The 14481-nt window shown below is 61.1% G+C and carries 13 protein-coding genes and 2 pseudogenes; 7 read left to right on the top strand and 8 right to left on the bottom strand.

Annotation, left to right across the window (positions count from 1 at the left end; all coding sequences use genetic code 11):
• Positions 1-82 precede the first annotated feature (82 nt).
• Positions 83-480 (top strand): annotated as a pseudogene (locus AC1MDC_RS16865) (TonB-dependent receptor domain-containing protein); the annotation flags it as partial.
• Positions 481-551: 71 nt separating this feature from the next.
• Here AC1MDC_RS16865 and AC1MDC_RS16860 read toward each other — a convergent pair.
• The gene (locus tag AC1MDC_RS16860; protein WP_011332524.1) at positions 552-959 is read right to left on the bottom strand and encodes an HPF/RaiA family ribosome-associated protein; all 408 of its coding nucleotides are present in this window, start codon (positions 957-959) and stop codon (positions 552-554) included.
• A gap of 200 nt (positions 960-1159) precedes the next feature.
• Entirely contained in the window at positions 1160-2107 is a 948-nt protein-coding gene (locus tag AC1MDC_RS16855) for a LysR substrate-binding domain-containing protein (protein WP_085698513.1), read from the bottom strand.
• 135 nt (positions 2108-2242) lie between these two features.
• Here AC1MDC_RS16855 and AC1MDC_RS16850 point away from each other — a divergent pair, with 135 nt between their 5' ends.
• The 3 genes from AC1MDC_RS16850 to AC1MDC_RS16840 all read left to right on the top strand — a co-directional run bounded on the left by AC1MDC_RS16850 (position 2243) and on the right by AC1MDC_RS16840 (position 5501).
• On the top strand, positions 2243-3619 hold the full coding sequence (locus AC1MDC_RS16850; protein WP_266202108.1) for an L-serine ammonia-lyase: 1377 nt from the start codon (positions 2243-2245) through the stop codon (positions 3617-3619).
• Positions 3620-3682: 63 nt separating this feature from the next.
• Complete coding sequence (locus tag AC1MDC_RS16845) at positions 3683-4984, top strand: HAAAP family serine/threonine permease (RefSeq protein WP_085698511.1); 1302 nt, start codon at positions 3683-3685, stop codon at positions 4982-4984.
• 199 nt (positions 4985-5183) lie between these two features.
• Positions 5184-5501 (top strand): DUF3509 domain-containing protein, encoded by a 318-nt coding sequence (locus AC1MDC_RS16840; protein ID WP_085698510.1) that lies wholly within the window; start codon positions 5184-5186, stop codon positions 5499-5501.
• Here the strand turns inward: AC1MDC_RS16840 and AC1MDC_RS16835 are convergent.
• Positions 5498-5998 carry a phosphate-starvation-inducible protein PsiE gene (locus tag AC1MDC_RS16835; RefSeq protein WP_007957255.1) on the bottom strand — a complete coding sequence of 167 codons (501 nt, stop codon included), beginning with the start codon at positions 5996-5998 and terminating at the stop codon, positions 5498-5500. The genes AC1MDC_RS16840 and AC1MDC_RS16835 overlap by 4 nt on opposite strands.
• 293 nt (positions 5999-6291) lie before the next feature.
• Here AC1MDC_RS16835 and AC1MDC_RS16830 point away from each other — a divergent pair.
• A pseudogene (locus AC1MDC_RS16830) lies at positions 6292-6549 on the top strand (YebG family protein); the annotation flags it as partial.
• 153 nt (positions 6550-6702) lie between these two features.
• Here AC1MDC_RS16830 and AC1MDC_RS16825 read toward each other — a convergent pair.
• On the bottom strand, positions 6703-7722 hold the full coding sequence (locus AC1MDC_RS16825; RefSeq protein WP_085698509.1) for a Glu/Leu/Phe/Val dehydrogenase family protein: 1020 nt from the start codon (positions 7720-7722) through the stop codon (positions 6703-6705).
• A gap of 185 nt (positions 7723-7907) precedes the next feature.
• On the opposite strand from AC1MDC_RS16825, the gene AC1MDC_RS16820 reads away from it, so the two are divergent.
• Complete coding sequence (locus AC1MDC_RS16820) at positions 7908-8711, top strand: SirB1 family protein (protein WP_007957252.1); 804 nt, start codon at positions 7908-7910, stop codon at positions 8709-8711.
• A gap of 50 nt (positions 8712-8761) precedes the next feature.
• On the opposite strand, the gene AC1MDC_RS16815 is transcribed toward AC1MDC_RS16820, so the two are convergent.
• From AC1MDC_RS16815 to hmgA, 4 genes are all read right to left on the bottom strand, one after another.
• Entirely contained in the window at positions 8762-10132 is a 1371-nt protein-coding gene (locus tag AC1MDC_RS16815) for an MFS transporter (protein WP_085698508.1), read from the bottom strand.
• A gap of 144 nt (positions 10133-10276) precedes the next feature.
• On the bottom strand, positions 10277-10912 hold the full coding sequence (gene maiA, locus AC1MDC_RS16810; RefSeq protein ID WP_085698507.1) for a maleylacetoacetate isomerase: 636 nt from the start codon (positions 10910-10912) through the stop codon (positions 10277-10279).
• Between the two features lie 12 nt (positions 10913-10924).
• A complete protein-coding gene (fahA, locus tag AC1MDC_RS16805) occupies positions 10925-12229 on the bottom strand; it encodes a fumarylacetoacetase (protein ID WP_480393376.1) in 1305 nt (434 codons plus the stop codon).
• 3 nt (positions 12230-12232) lie between these two features.
• Positions 12233-13528, bottom strand: coding sequence for a homogentisate 1,2-dioxygenase (gene hmgA, locus AC1MDC_RS16800; protein ID WP_480393375.1), 1296 nt, complete (start codon positions 13526-13528; stop codon positions 12233-12235).
• A gap of 163 nt (positions 13529-13691) precedes the next feature.
• On the opposite strand from hmgA, the gene AC1MDC_RS16795 reads away from it, so the two are divergent.
• The gene (locus AC1MDC_RS16795) at positions 13692-14474 is read left to right on the top strand and encodes an IclR family transcriptional regulator (protein ID WP_227234493.1); all 783 of its coding nucleotides are present in this window, start codon (positions 13692-13694) and stop codon (positions 14472-14474) included.
• The last annotated feature ends 7 nt before the right edge of the window (positions 14475-14481 follow it).

Below are 14481 nucleotides of genomic sequence, written 5' to 3'. Positions count from 1 at the left end.
CATGCGATATTAATGATAAATATTCTCATACGCAAAAGAGTCTGATTGCCGGGCATCACTGACAGCCCAACAATGCGAATAAGTGAAACCGGAAAAGGCCCGCACCTGGGAAGTCGGTACCCGTTACGACAACGGTGCGCTGCGAGCGGAGATCGGCGCATTCCTGATCAACTTCGACAACCAGTACGAAAGCAACCAGACCAACGACTCGGTGATCGCCCGTGGTGAAACCCGGCATCAGGGCATCGAGACCAGCGTCAATTACGCTCTCGACGACTTGAGCCCGGCGCTGGCCGGCTTCGATGTCTACGCCACTTACGCCAAGACTTCGGCCCGCAGTTGTCGGACCTGAACGTGGCGGTGGGGGTGAAGAACATCTTCAACACCCAGTACTTCACCCGTTCGTTCGATGACAACAACAAAGGCAAGTATGTCGGTGAGCCGCGCACGGTGTACGTGCAGACTTCCGTTGCTTTCTGATCCCTGCCGAAAACAGAAAGGGCCTGCAATTGCAGGCCCTTTCTCATTGGGTGGCTTGGAAAATCAGCGCATCAACTGTTGATCGCTGCCTGTTCGTTTTCGTCAAACTCTTCCGCCAACAGCTTGTCATTGGCTTTGCTTGTGAATGGCACCACAGCGGCCCGCGGTTTGCCGCGCAGTTTGCCAAACAGGTGCTCCAGCGCGTGCTCCAGTTTTTCGGCTGCACCATCGATCGCCTGTTCCAGCGAATCGGCTTTGTGGGTGACGGAAATCGGTTGATGGCCTTTCGGCCGCGCTTCCAGTTGGCAGCGCAAGTCATGGGGACCCGGCTTGTCACCGTTCTCGTCGCTCAGATGGACTTCGACACGGGTCAGGTCTTCCTCATAACGGTCGAGCGTGCTCTCAATTGTGGTGCGTACCCACTCCTCCAGTCGTTTGCTGCTTTGAATATGGTTGTCGCTGTTGACTTGGATTTGCATAGTTCATCCCTTATTTCAGCTAGCTCGCAAGAGGCCTGGAACAGGATTTCGTGACCTCTTGATTACAACAATCGGCCCGCCGGACGAACATTTCAACCCCTTAAAAAAGATAAATATTCATACGCAAAAAAAGCCGGACAACCGAGCAAAGCGCTGGTAAGGTCGGGAGTTGCATCGCCCCGCCACCCCGAAAAATCTGCTCACAATTGGCCATCACCCAACGGGTGCAGGCTGCGAAAAATCCCCGCCTCTTCCACCAGCCAGTCATGCACCGCCCGCACACCCGGATGGCTCAACGCCCCCGGCGAGTAGAGCAAGACATAGCGCTTGTGATTGGGCACCGAAATCCCGAACGGCACAATCAGCGTTCCCCGCTCCAACTCGTCGTTGAGCAGCGTGCGCCGGGCAATCGCCACGCCCATACCGGCAATCGCTGCTTCGATGGTCAGGTGGTTGCGATTGAATGTGTGCCCGCGCCGCACATCGGCGCCCTCGAAACCGATGGCATTGAGATAAAACTCCCACTCCGCGTATTCGTAGCTGCCGCGCCAGGCAGTGATGTCGTGCAACAGTGGGAAATGCACCAGATCCGCCGGCCCATGCAGCGGTGGTCGCCCACGCAGAAGGCCCGGCGCGCACACCGGAAAAATCTGCTCATCGAGCAAGGCTGTGGATAACAGTCCCGGATAGCTGCCATCGTTCAGGTCGATGGCCAGGTCGAAATCCCCTTCATGTAACGGCACGCTGCTGTCCTCGGCCACCAGCCGCAGCTGTATGTCGGGATAACGCTGTTGCAGACGCGGCAGGCGCGGGGTCAGCCATTTGCTGAGGAACGACGGAATCGAGCGCAGCCGCAGAATCCCGCTGATCATCCCTGCATCAAGACGACGCAATTCCGCATCGATGCTGCCGTAAGCCTCGTTGACCGTAATCGCCAGTCGCTGCCCTTCCGCACTCAGCTCCACACCCCGCGCACGACGGTGAAACAGACGAAAGCCCAGGCGCTCTTCCAGCTGTCGGATTTGCTGACTCACCGCTCCCGGCGTGATGTGCAGTTCTTCGGCACAACGGGTGAATGACAGGTGCCGCGCGGCACAGGAAAACACCTGCAGCCAGACGTAAGTCTGGGCATGCAATTGACGACTCATGGTTTAGTCCTGCTAAAGGCTTACTTAGGAAGTTTCGTTAGTCACGTTGTAGCGAGGCAGGCAGTATCGCCGACATTGCGCTTGTCCTACAAAAAATGGCAGCGATTCCTACTCCATTGCTTGTAAGGGTTTAGCATGGCTATCAGTGTTTTCGATCTATTCAAAGTCGGCATCGGCCCGTCCAGCTCCCACACCGTCGGCCCGATGCGCGCCGCCGCGACCTTCGCCCAAGCCCTGATCGACCAGCGTTTGCTGAATGATGTGCAGCGAGTGGAAATCCGCTTGTACGGCTCGCTTTCGGCCACCGGTGTCGGCCATGCCACAGACCGCGCGACGGTCATGGGCTTGATGGGCGAATGGCCGGACAGCATCGATCCATCGACCATCGAACCGCGCATCCAGCAACTGCGCGAAACCGGCCAACTGTCTCTGGCCGGTGAACGTTCGATCGCCTTCAACTGGCAGCACGATCTCCTGCTGCTGGACGAGAGCCTGCCCTACCACCCGAACGCCATGTCGCTGACAGCCTTCGGTGCATCCGGGCAACTGTTCGAGCAAACGTACTACTCGGTCGGCGGCGGTTTCATCATCGAAGCGGACGAAGCCGAATCCGGTGTAGTGCCGGCCGGCGACGTCGAGTTGCCTTACGAATTCTCCAGCGCCGTCGAACTACTGGCGCTGTGCAAGCAGCACAACCTGCGGGTTTCCGAACTGATGATGGCCAACGAACGGGCCTGGCGCAGCGACGCCGAAATCCGTCAGGGCCTGCTGCACATCTGGTCGGTGATGCGCGAATGCGTCGAGCAGGGCCTGCGTCACGAAGGCGTCCTGCCTGGCGGTCTGAATGTGCCGCGTCGTGCCGCGAAATTGCACCGCAGCCTGCTGGAAATCGGCAAGCCGAACGTGATCAGTTCGACCCTGTCGGCGATGGAGTGGGTCAATCTGTTCGCCCTCGCCGTCAACGAAGAGAACGCCGCCGGCGGGCGCATGGTCACCGCGCCGACCAACGGCGCCGCCGGGATCATCCCGGCCGTTCTGCACTACTACATGAAATTCAATCCGGATGCGTCCGACGATGACGTGGTTGCGTTCTTTCTGGGCGCGGCAGCGGTCGGCATCCTGTGCAAGAAAAACGCTTCGATCTCCGGCGCCGAAGTCGGCTGCCAGGGCGAAGTCGGCTCTGCCTGTGCGATGGCTGCTGCGGGGCTCGCCGATGTGCTCGGCGCCACGCCGGAACAACTGGAAAACGCCGCCGAAATCGGCCTGGAACACAACCTCGGTCTGACCTGCGACCCGGTCGGCGGGCTCGTGCAGGTGCCATGCATCGAGCGCAACGCCATCGCTGCGGTGAAGGCGATCAACGCCACGCAAATGGCCCTGCGCGGCGACGGCAAACACTTCATTTCCCTCGACCGGGTGATCCGCACCATGCGCGATACCGGCGCCGACATGCATGACAAATACAAAGAGACTTCACGGGGCGGCCTGGCCGTGAGCTGGGTGGAGTGCTGAGGAGCGCTCCCTGACCGCCCGTAACACGTGAGCCCGAGCAAGAATAATAACGAGGCAAAAACGATGACCGATGTACGCACACCTGCTGCCGAGAATCCCGCTGTAGACCGCACATGCAACAACGAAATCGCCCACAAGGGCTGGAGCAAATTCGACACCACCTGGATGCTCGGCCTGTACGGCACGGCCATCGGTGCCGGCACCTTGTTCCTGCCGATCAACGCCGGTGTCGGCGGCTTCTGGCCGTTGCTGATCCTGGCGGTGCTGGCATTCCCGATGACTTTTTTCGCGCACCGGGGCCTGACCCGCTTCGTGCTGTCGGGCCGCTCCGGCGACATCACCGAAGTGGTGGAAGAACACTTCGGCATCGGCGCCGGCAAGCTGATCACGCTGCTGTATTTCTTTGCGATTTTCCCGATCCTGCTGGTGTACAGCGTGGCGCTGACCAACACCCTGGGCAGCTTCCTTGAACATCAATTGCACATCGCCCCGCCGCCGCGCGCGGTGCTGTCGCTGGCGCTGATCCTCGGTCTGATGGCCATCGTCCGTTGCGGTCAGAGCGTGATCGTCAAAGCCATGAGCGTGCTGGTCTATCCGTTCGTCGCCGCGTTGCTGTTGCTCGGCATCAGCCTGATTCCGAACTGGAACGGTGCATTCTTCGCCAGTGCCCGGGAACCGATGGAAATGTCGGTGTTCCTCAAGACCCTGTGGCTGGCGATCCCGGTGATGGTGTTCTCGTTCAACCATTCGCCGATCATTTCCGCCTTCGCCGTCGACCAGAAACAGCGCTATGGCGATCAGGCCGAGCGCAAGAGCAGCGGCATTCTCGCCATGGCTCACGGCATGATGGTTGTCACGGTGATGTTCTTTTGCTTCAGCTGCGTGCTGGCGCTGTCGCCGGCGGATCTGGCAGCGGCCAAGGCGCAAAACATCTCGATCCTGTCGTACCTGGCCAACCACTTCCAGACCCCGGTCATCGCTTACGCTGCGCCGCTGATCGCGCTGGTGGCGATCACCAAATCCTTCCTCGGCCACTACATCGGCGCCAGCGAAGGCTTCCAGGGCATGATCGTCAAAAGTCTGCGCAGCCGTGGCCGGGTGATGTCGGCGAGCTGGCTGAACCGTGCAACCGCGCTGTTCATGATCCTCAGCTGTTGGGCCGTGGCGACCTTCAACCCGAGCATCCTCGGCATGATCGAAACCCTCGGCGGCCCGGTGATTGCCTGCCTGTTGTTCCTGATGCCGATGTACGCCATCCGCCGCGTGCCAGCCTTGCGCCAGTATTCGGGCCAGGCGTCCAACGTGTTCGTGGTGCTGATCGGTCTGATTGCACTGTCAGCGATCATCTACTCGGTTCTGCCCTGAAACGAGCCGCAAACGAAGAAGGCGAGCCATGGGCTCGCCTTCTTTTTGAACGGTTTCATTGTTCGACAATATTCCCGGCATGTCCCTTGCTACATCGCTGAAGGAGACGGGACCACGGAAGGGCCGATGGTCAGGTTTGGCGAACCAACCCGATCAAGGCCGGTCAACAACTGCACGTTCAATCAGGCGGTGACGCATCATGGACAATCCTTTTCAGATCATTACCGATGCCTTCGCGCCGGACTATCAGATCAACCTGAGCATTCAGGGGCTCGACGGCAGCATCATGCTGACCCTTTCCAACGGCGGCCGGATCGTCGCCAAACGGATGATCAGCGCCGAACAGCGCAACGACCCCAAGCGCCTCAAGCGCCTGGTGCAAAGCATTCAGTTCGGCATCGCCATCGAGCAGGGCCATAGCGCCATGGCGATCCTCGACGCCATGACCCGCGGCGACGGAATCACTCCGCCACCGCGTCAGGCCAGACATCAGCCCCGGCCAGCTGCCGGCCTCTAGAGTTCGCCCTTCTCCACTTCAGGATGTTCACTGGAACCCGTGCCGATCTTGCGGTGCGGGTTCTCGATTTTCACCGAAGGGAATTGCGATGAGGCGTAACGCACCACCAGGATCGAAAACGCCAGCAGCAGAATCCCGCCGCACAGGTAGATGATGCCCATGTCTGGCGGATTGTGGTGGGAGACGTTGGAGATCAGCAGGCGCGTCAGTGCCGTGATCGCCACGTAGATCAGAAAGCGCACCGGCATGTGGTTGGTCTTGAAATAAATCCCGACCATCGCCCCCAGTTCCAGATAGATGAACAGCAACAGAATGTCATCGATCTTGATGTGCCCTTCCTCGAGCATCCCGAGAAATTCCATCACCGCCGCCCACGCGGTCACCGCACCGATGGCAAACAGCGCCAGGTAGTGGAAAGTCTCGACGAACAGGTTGCCCAGGGACTCGGCCAGTTGATGCACGTTTTGCCGCAGTTTCTCGGCCCAGTTGATTTTCACGATGAAGGTTCCTTAGCCCGGTTCGAGCGGATGTTGCGTGCTGGACGTGACGGTTATTGCGCACGTACGCAGATGCATGCAGAAAAGAGGCCACGCCATGATGGCGAGGTGACGCAAAACCCGCGCCGTGGCGTTTGGTCGCACCTGCGCGCAGGCGCAGGGCTGACAAAATCCGAATCCGGTCTACATTGAAAAGCCACTACCCAAAGCGCAGGGATTCGCTTATCCTTTTCGCTGTATATAGATACAGTAGTCGCAAAGACAACTTAATGTGAAGGCATGTGAGGTGGTGAATGGCCGTCGAAGTGGTATACCGCAGCAGCCGAGATCTGGAGCGCTTGTTCATGGATAAAGCCGAAGCTGACCGTCATGACAAAATGCTCGAACTGGCCGAACTGTTGGCCGAAGTGCTGGAAAAAGCCGTTCCTTCGTTGAGCGAGCAGCAAGTGGAAGAAGTCGGGATCTTCATGGCGAAGAACCGCGATGTGTTCGCCCGGGCGTTCAAGAGCCAGCCTGACGCATTGTCGGAGCTGATCAACGCACCAGCGGCACCGGTTGTGGCAACCGAGCCTGCAGAGGTGGCTGAACCGGCAGAAGCGCCGGCCAAACCTGCCAAGGCGGCAAAGGCTGCGAAGTAATCGGCACTTGAATTGAATAGCCCCTGAGTTGAAAGACTCAGGGGCTTTTTCATGCCCGGACAAACCTCAGCGGTACAACACCTTTTCCGCCAGTTCGTCCGCCACCCGCGCCGGTGAACGTTTTTCCGCCTGGGCATGGGCAAACACTTCCGTCAGCCGCGAACTGATTTTCGACAGGTGCGCAGTGATGGTCGTCAGTTCTTCGCCCCGGTGCTTGAGGGAAACGTAGATCAGCCCGCCGGCATTGATCACGTAATCGGGTGCATACAGGATGCCGCGCCGTTCCAGTTGATCGGCGACGTCCAGATGCGTCAGCTGATTGTTGGCCGAGCCCGCCACCGCCGAGCAGCGCAACTGGGTGACCGTGTGGCTGTTAAGCACACCGCCAAGGCCGCACGGTGCGAGGATGTCGCACGGCGTGCTGAGCAATGCGTCGTTGGCAATCGGATGGGCGTTGAGCTGTTCCATCGCCAGTTGCACCTTGCCGTGGTCGATGTCGCTGACCAGCAGTTCGGCGCCCGCTGCGTGCAACTGCTCCGCGAGCGCAAACCCGACATTGCCCAACCCCTGAATCGCCACGCGCAAGCCTTCGAGATTGTCGCTCCCCAGCCGTGCCATGGCCGTGGCGCGAATCCCGGTGAACACGCCCATCGCGGCATGCGGCGCCGGGTCGCCGGCTGAAGTAGTGCTGGTGACATGCTGAGTCTGCTGGGCGATGCAATCCATGTCCGCCACCGAGGTGCCGCTGTCGATGGCGGTGATGTAGCGCCCGTCGAGCTGATCGATGCAACGGCCGAAGGCTTCAAACAATGCAGCGCGGTTTTCCACGTGGACCGGCCGCACGATCACGGCCACCCCGCCGCCCTGAGCAAGACCGGCCAGCGCGGCCTTGTAGCTCATGCCCTGGGCCAGGCGTATGGCGTCCTCGACCGCAGATTCGTCGTTCGGGTAGGCAAGATAACGACAACCGCCCAGGGCTGGCCCGAGGCGACTGTTATGGATGGCAATGACCGCCTTCAATCCGGACACCGGATCAACGCTAAGGTGCAGCGATTCCAGGCGAGTGCTTTGCATGAGAGCAAACATCGGCAGGCTCCCGAATCACTTCTGGTAGACGCCAGTATAGGCTTGCGCCCAAAAATTGCTGAAGCGCACGGGAATAAGGCCCGACAGCGACCAATACGTTGCGGCATAACCCGATGGCAGAGCAGCCCCGACACTGGACGAATGGCAAAGACGGGGCTAAAACGAGGCATGCTCCGGAGATTTTGATGAGTCCGCGCCAACGTTTCTTCGATTGTCTGCACCGTTCACCGCCCGCGCTGTTCGAAGCCGCGTTGTGGATGGCCGCCGAACACGACAAACAAGCCGATCCCGAAGCGCTGTTGCAGGAATTCAAGGAACTGCAGCAGCGAGTCAGTTATGGCTTGCCGTTGCTTCCGGTCAGCGAACTGGCGCAACCGTTGCTGCGGCGCATGACCGACCTCGGTTTTGCCCAGGATGATTTCGTACCGCTGCGTCCGCAGGCCGCGATGGTGCACAAAGTCATGCAGACCAAACGCGGCCAGCCGCTGGCGCTGGCACTGATCGCCCTGGAACTGGCCCGTGGTCTGGAGATCCCGCTGGTTGGCGTGAACTTCCCCGGGCACTTCCTGCTGAAAGTGCCCGGAGCCGATCACCTGCTCGATCCGTGCGGCGGGCGGCGCCTGTACCCGAACGATTGCCGCGAACTGCTGCATCGCCAGTACGGCCATCAGATGAAACTCAACGCCGACCACCTGCTGACTGCCGAGCCGGTGCAGATGCTTCAGCGTCTGTCACGCAACCTGCGCCAGTTGCACCTGACCCACGACGATTTCATCGCGGCGCTGATTGATGCCGAGCGCGTGCTCGAACTGGGCAACGCCAGCGCCGCCGATTACCTGGCCCGGGCCAGTCTGTACCAGCGCCTTGATTGCCCGAACGCCGAGCGTTTCGATCTGGAGCACGCGCTGTTGCTCAGTGACGACCCGATTCAGCGACTTCGCCTGACGGAGCGGCTGGGACATCTGCCACCCAACTCAGTCGTCCACTGATCCCTTGTGGGAGCGAGCTTGCTCGCGAATCAGGCGACGCGGTCGATCAGTCAAACCGCGTTATCGTTCTTCGCGAGCAAGCTCGCTCCCACAGGATCTTGCGCAACCTGCGAAGGCGAACGCACCTGAATGATCAGCAACGCCGCGATCACCGCCGGAATCGCGCAGAAGAAGAAAATCTGCTCCACCGGAATGTGCATCGCCAGCAACAGGCTGCCGAACAGCGGCCCGAGAATCGAGCCGAATCGCCCGACTCCCAATGCCCAGCCAGTGCCGGTGGCGCGAACCTGGGCCGGATAGAAATTGCTGGCGAACGCATTGAGCGTCAGTTGCCCGCCGATGATGCAGAACCCTGCCGCGAACACACAGGCCACCAGATAACGCGGGTTGTCGTGATTCAGGCCCAGCAGAATCGTGCACACCGCCGCGCCAGCCAGCACGCCGGACAACAGTCGCACCTTGCTTTTCAATCGATCGGCGAACCACGCCATGCAGATCGCGCCGAGCGTACCGGCGAACAGGAACATCGACGTCACCAGGTTCGCTTCGTTGAGTTTCAGGCCACTTTCCAGCAGCAGCGACGGCAGCCAACTGATCATGAAATACAGCAGGATCAGGCTGACGAAAAAGGTTGCCCAGATCAGCAAGGTCGGACGCGCATAACCGTTGCGGAACAATTCCACCACGGTCAGCTTGCTGCCCTGCTCGCGTTCGTTCTGCTCGACCGATGCGGCGGGCGGTTGCCACTCCGGCAGCATGCGTGCGGTGACCTTGCGCAGGCGCGCATAGGGCGGCGCATCACGTAGAAGACGCGGCAAGGATTCCGGCAACATCCACCAGAGAAACGGAAACAGCAGCAACGGCGTGACACCACCGGCGAGGAACACCGCCTGCCAGCCGAACCGGTCGATGAACCCGGCCGCCACAAAACCACCGGCCGCACCGCCGAACGAGAAGCCGCAAGCCGCCAGCGTCACCATCAGCGTACGCAGGCGTGGCGGTGAATATTCCGACATCAGCGCCATGGCGCTGGGCATCGCGCCGCCCATGCCGATACCGCAGATGAAGCGCGCGATCATCAGGGTATTCAGGGAATCGGCGAACACCATCAGCACGGTGAGGCTGGCGTAGATCAGCACGCAGGCGAGCAGAATCCGTCGAACGCCGAAGCGGTCGGCCAGAGGCGTCACCGCGAGGGAGCCAAGCGTCAGACCCAGCAAGTTGGCGCTGAACACCGGGCCGAACGCGGACTTTTCCAGGCCCCAGTCCTGCGCCAGTGCCGGCACCACGTAACCGAGCACCTGGGCGTCATAGCCGTCGGTGACCAGCAGCAAGGCGAGAAGAATCAGGAGCAACCACTGAAAGCGGGACACAGGACGGGCGTCGAGTGCCGCCCGGAAGCTGGCAATCTGGTTGTGCATCGCAAGGTACCTGTTTTGTTTTTATGATTTTTTGGTCACAGCGCAGATCTATTGTGGGAGCGAGCTTGCTCGCGAAAGCGGTCAGTCAGGCGACATTGCTGGCGGCCCCCCCCCTCTTCGCGAGCAAGCTCGCTCCCACAAGGGTTACGGTGTGTCCGGCTGATTCGCCGGATGCGCCGCAATGAACGCCGGATGTTCAGCGGCCAACGCGGCGACCCGGCGAATCCGTGGATAGGCCTCCAGCGAAACGTTGAACCGCTCGGCCGCGTACAACTGCGCAATCAGGTAAACGTCAGCCACACACGGCCACTCGCCAAAACAGAAACCGCTGTCGCCGATCAATTGCTCCACCGTCGCCAGCCCCTGACTGATCCAGTGGCCGATCCACTCGTTGACCTGCGGCTCGTCATGCCCCAACCCGCGCAGGCGATTGAGCACGCTGACGTTGTGCAGCGGATGCACGTCGCAGCCGATCACCGCCGCCACACCGCGCACCTGGGCACGGGCAACGAGGTCCTCGGGGAGCAACGGCACCTGTGGATAACGCTCTTCCAGGTATTCGATGATTGCCGGCGACTGGATCAGCAACTTGCCTTCGTCCGTGCGCAGCGCCGGCACCCGGCCCTGAGGATTGATCGCCAGATACGCCGGTTGCCGATGCTCGCCGCCAGGCGCTGCGATCAGATTGACCGGCAGCGCCTGATAGTCGAGGCCCTTGAGTGCCAGCGCAATCCGCACCCGGTACGACGAGGTGGAACGGTAATAGGTGTAAAGATCCATGACCCGCTCCTGTCAGCGTGCCGCCAGCACGGTGCCACGGCACTCGCCGAAACCGATCGAGGCAAAACCTTCGCGGGCGCAGCGAGCGCGCAAGATGATTTCGTCGCCGTCTTCAAGAAATTTGCGCACTTCGCCGGACGCCAGCTCGATCGGTTTTTTGCCGCCCTCGGTGATTTCCAGCAGGCTGCCGAACTGACCGTTTTCAGGGCCGGACAAGGTGCCCGAACCGAACAGGTCACCGGCCTGCAACTGGCAACCGTTGACGCTGTGGTGCGCGACCATTTGCGCAACGGTCCAGTACATGTAGCGCGTGTTGCTCAGGGTCAGGCGATGGGCCGGCAGATTCTGCTCGCGCATTTTCTCGGTAAGCAGCAGCACTTCCAGCTCGATGTCGAAACCACCGCCCTCCTGATCGCGTTTGTCGAGCAGGTACGGCAGCGGCTGCGGATCACCTTGCGGACGCGCCGGTTGTGCGGTGCGGAATGGCGCCAGCGCTTCGGCAGTCACCACCCATGGCGAGACGCTGGTGATGAAGCTCTTGGACAGGAACGGGCCAAGCGGCTGGTATTCCCAGGCCTGAATGTCACGGGCCGACCAGTCGTTGAGCAGGCAGAAACCGGCAATGTGTTCAGCGGCATCGCCAATGGCAATCGGCTCGCCCATCTCGTTGCCCTGACCGATCCAGATTCCCAGCTCCAGCTCATAGTCCAGACGCGCGCACGGGCCGAAGGTCGGCTCGGTCGCACCGGCTGGCAGGGTCTGGCCTTTCGGGCGGCGCACGTCGGCGCCGGAGGCGCGTACGGTGGATGCACGACCGTGGTAGCCGATCGGCACGTGTTTGTAGTTCGGCAGCAGCGGGTTGTCCGGGCGGAACAGTTTGCCGACGTTCTGCGCGTGTTCGATGCCAACGTAGAAGTCGGTGTAGTCACTGATGCGCGCCGGCAGGTGCAACTGGCAATCGGCAGCCAGCGGCAGCAGTTTTGCGCCCTGGGCTTCAATGTTGCCGCGATGGGTGCTGCCTTCGCTGAACAGCTCCAGCAGACGTTCGCGCAATGCAACGCGGGCGTCGCGGCCGAGTTCGAAGAAGGCGTTCAACTGACCGCCGCGCATGGCTTCGACAGCACGGCGCGCGACGCCGTCGAACAGCCCGGCCTCCAGCGCTACTTGCAGATCGAAGATGTGTTCACCAATCGCCACGCCCGCGCGCGGCGCCAAGCCGTTGAGGCTGAACACACCCAGCGGCAGGTTCTGCAGCGGGAAATCGCTGTGGCCATTGGCGGAAGCGACCCAACTGCGGGTGATGGAATTCTGAGTCATGGATTATCTCCGGGTCGGGTCGAACGTGGCGGGCAGCGAAGCCCAGCAGGCGTCGTAAGTGGATTGCAGTTGCGGACACTCGAGGGCGAAGCGGCTTGGGCGCAGCACCTGGCTGGTCTCGAACATGAAGGCCATGGTGTTGTCGATCTTGGCCGGTTTGAGGTCCGCGTTGATGGCTTTGGTGCAGGTCTCGCCGTCCGGGCCGTGGGCGCTCATGCAGCTGTGCAGAGATGCGCCGCCGGGCACAAAACCTTCGGCCTTGGCGTCGTACTCGCCCTGGATCAGGCCCATGAATTCGTTCATCAGGTTGCGGTGGAACCACGGCGGACGGAAGGTGTTCTCGGCCACCATCCAGCGCGGCGGGAAGATCACAAAGTCGAGGTTGGCCAGGCCGTGGACGCTGGTCGGCGAGGTCAGCACGGTGAAGATCGACGGGTCCGGGTGATCGAAACTGACGGTGCCAATGGTGTTGAAGCGGCGCAGGTCATATTTGTAAGGCACGTTGTTGCCGTGCCAGGCGACCACGTTCAGCGGTGAGTGATTGAGTTTGGTGCCCCACAACTGACCGAGGAATTTCTGCACCAGGGTGGTCGGTTGTTGCAGGTTTTCGTAGGCGGCGACCGGGGTCAGGAAGTCCCGCGGATTGGCCAGACCGTTGCTGCCGATCGGTCCCAGATCCGGCAGGCGCAGCGGCGCGCCATGGTTCTCGGCGACGTAGCCGCGCGCTTGCGGATCGAGCAGTTCGACGCGGAATTTCAAACCCCGTGGCAGCACGGCGATTTCCAGCGGCGCCACTTCCAGCACACCCAGTTCGGTGGCGATGCGCAGGCGACCCAGTTGCGGCACCAGCAGCAGCTCGCCGTCGGCGTTGAAGAAAACGCGTTCCATCGAACGGTTGGCGCAATAGTGATAGATGCTGATGCCGGCCGGTTTTTCGGCAGCGGAGTTGGCCGCCATGCTCACCAGACCATCGATGAAATCGGTGGGTTCGGCCGGGATGTCCAGTGGGTTCCAGCGCAGGCGATTGGGGGTCACTTCACCCAACGGACCACCTGCCAGTTGCCGCTCCAGTTTGACGAAAGCCGGGTGATTGGCCGATGGCTGGATCCGGTACATCCATGTACGCCGCGCTTCGCTGCGGGTCATGGTGAACGCGGTGCCGGAGAACAGTTCGGTGTACAGACCGTAAGGGGCTTTTTGCGGAGAGTTCTGGCCGACGGGCAGCGCGCCGGGCAACGCTTCGGAGCTGAATTCGTTGCCGAAACCGGACTGGTAAGCCAGGGCTGAATCGAGGTTCATGGAGCCTCCTGAACTGGGAGTCGGCATGGCCGGACGCTCTGGATCGGAGGTCTTGGCACGCCGGGGTTATTTTTATCGTAATTCAATTACGCATAACGTAATTTGCTCGCTATCCAGCGTCAAGCTATAAAGACGCCCATTCGTTCCGGGACACGGCAGCACCATGGAAAAAACCAGCGACAGCAACGGCAAACAGAAAGTCCGCTCCGCCGAGGTCGGCACCGACATCCTCAAGGCCCTGGCCGAGTTGTCGCCGTCCACTTCGCTGTCGCGTCTGGCCGAACATGTGCAGATGCCGGCGAGCAAGGTTCATCGTTATCTGCAGGCATTGATCGCCAGCGGCTTCGCCGAGCAGAACACCGCCACCAACCATTACGGCCTCGGTCGTGAAGCGCTGCGCGTGGGCCTGGCGGCACTCAACAGTATGGACGTGCTGAAAGTCGCCGCCCTGCCCCTGGCCGAGCTGCGCGACGAACTCAACGAAACCTGTTTCCTGGCGGTATGGGGCAATCAGGGCGCGACCGTGGTGCACATCGAACCGGCGGTGCGCGCGGTAACCGTGGTGACGCAACTGGGCTCGGTGTTGCCGCTGCTCAGTTCATCCACTGGTCTGGTCTTCGGCGCGTACCTGCCGCATCGTGAAACCGATGAATTGCGCGAGCAGGAAATCGCCGTCGGCGGCCATCCGCTGGCGGACGAAAAAGCCTATGCGGCGTTGTGCGGACAGATTCGCGAACGCGGTCTGCATCATGTCCACGGCTTGCTGATGCCTGGCGTCGATGCTCTCTCGGCACCGGTGTTCAACGCCCTCGGGCAGGTCGCGGCGGTATTGACCATCGTCGGCCCGACCTCGTTGTTCCACGCCGACGAAAACGGCCCGGCGGCGCAGCGATTGCTGGCGGCGACGCGGGCCGTGAGTTGGCGGATGGGGTTTCAGCCAGCTTGAAAGATTG

The sequence above is a fragment of the Pseudomonas sp. 1 genome (assembly GCF_056626735.1).
This window is presented reverse-complemented; position numbering and strand designations above follow the sequence as displayed.

Bases quoted from the DNA above. Each gene is read 5' to 3' on its own strand.
- AC1MDC_RS16820 (WP_007957252.1), top strand. From the start codon at position 7,908: ATGAGTCCGCGCCAACGTTTCTTCGATTGTCTGCACCGTTCACCGCCC.
- AC1MDC_RS16860 (WP_011332524.1), bottom strand. From the start codon at position 959: ATGCAAATCCAAGTCAACAGCGACAACCATATTCAAAGCAGCAAACGA.
- AC1MDC_RS16825 (WP_085698509.1), bottom strand. From the start codon at position 7,722: ATGTTTGCTCTCATGCAAAGCACTCGCCTGGAATCGCTGCACCTTAGC.
- AC1MDC_RS16855 (WP_085698513.1), bottom strand. From the start codon at position 2,107: ATGAGTCGTCAATTGCATGCCCAGACTTACGTCTGGCTGCAGGTGTTT.
- maiA (WP_085698507.1), bottom strand. From the start codon at position 10,912: ATGGATCTTTACACCTATTACCGTTCCACCTCGTCGTACCGGGTGCGG.
- AC1MDC_RS16840 (WP_085698510.1), top strand. From the start codon at position 5,184: ATGGACAATCCTTTTCAGATCATTACCGATGCCTTCGCGCCGGACTAT.
- fahA (WP_480393376.1), bottom strand. From the start codon at position 12,229: ATGACTCAGAATTCCATCACCCGCAGTTGGGTCGCTTCCGCCAATGGC.
- AC1MDC_RS16850 (WP_266202108.1), top strand. From the start codon at position 2,243: ATGGCTATCAGTGTTTTCGATCTATTCAAAGTCGGCATCGGCCCGTCC.
- AC1MDC_RS16845 (WP_085698511.1), top strand. From the start codon at position 3,683: ATGACCGATGTACGCACACCTGCTGCCGAGAATCCCGCTGTAGACCGC.
- hmgA (WP_480393375.1), bottom strand. From the start codon at position 13,528: ATGAACCTCGATTCAGCCCTGGCTTACCAGTCCGGTTTCGGCAACGAA.
- AC1MDC_RS16815 (WP_085698508.1), bottom strand. From the start codon at position 10,132: ATGCACAACCAGATTGCCAGCTTCCGGGCGGCACTCGACGCCCGTCCT.
- AC1MDC_RS16795 (WP_227234493.1), top strand. From the start codon at position 13,692: ATGGAAAAAACCAGCGACAGCAACGGCAAACAGAAAGTCCGCTCCGCC.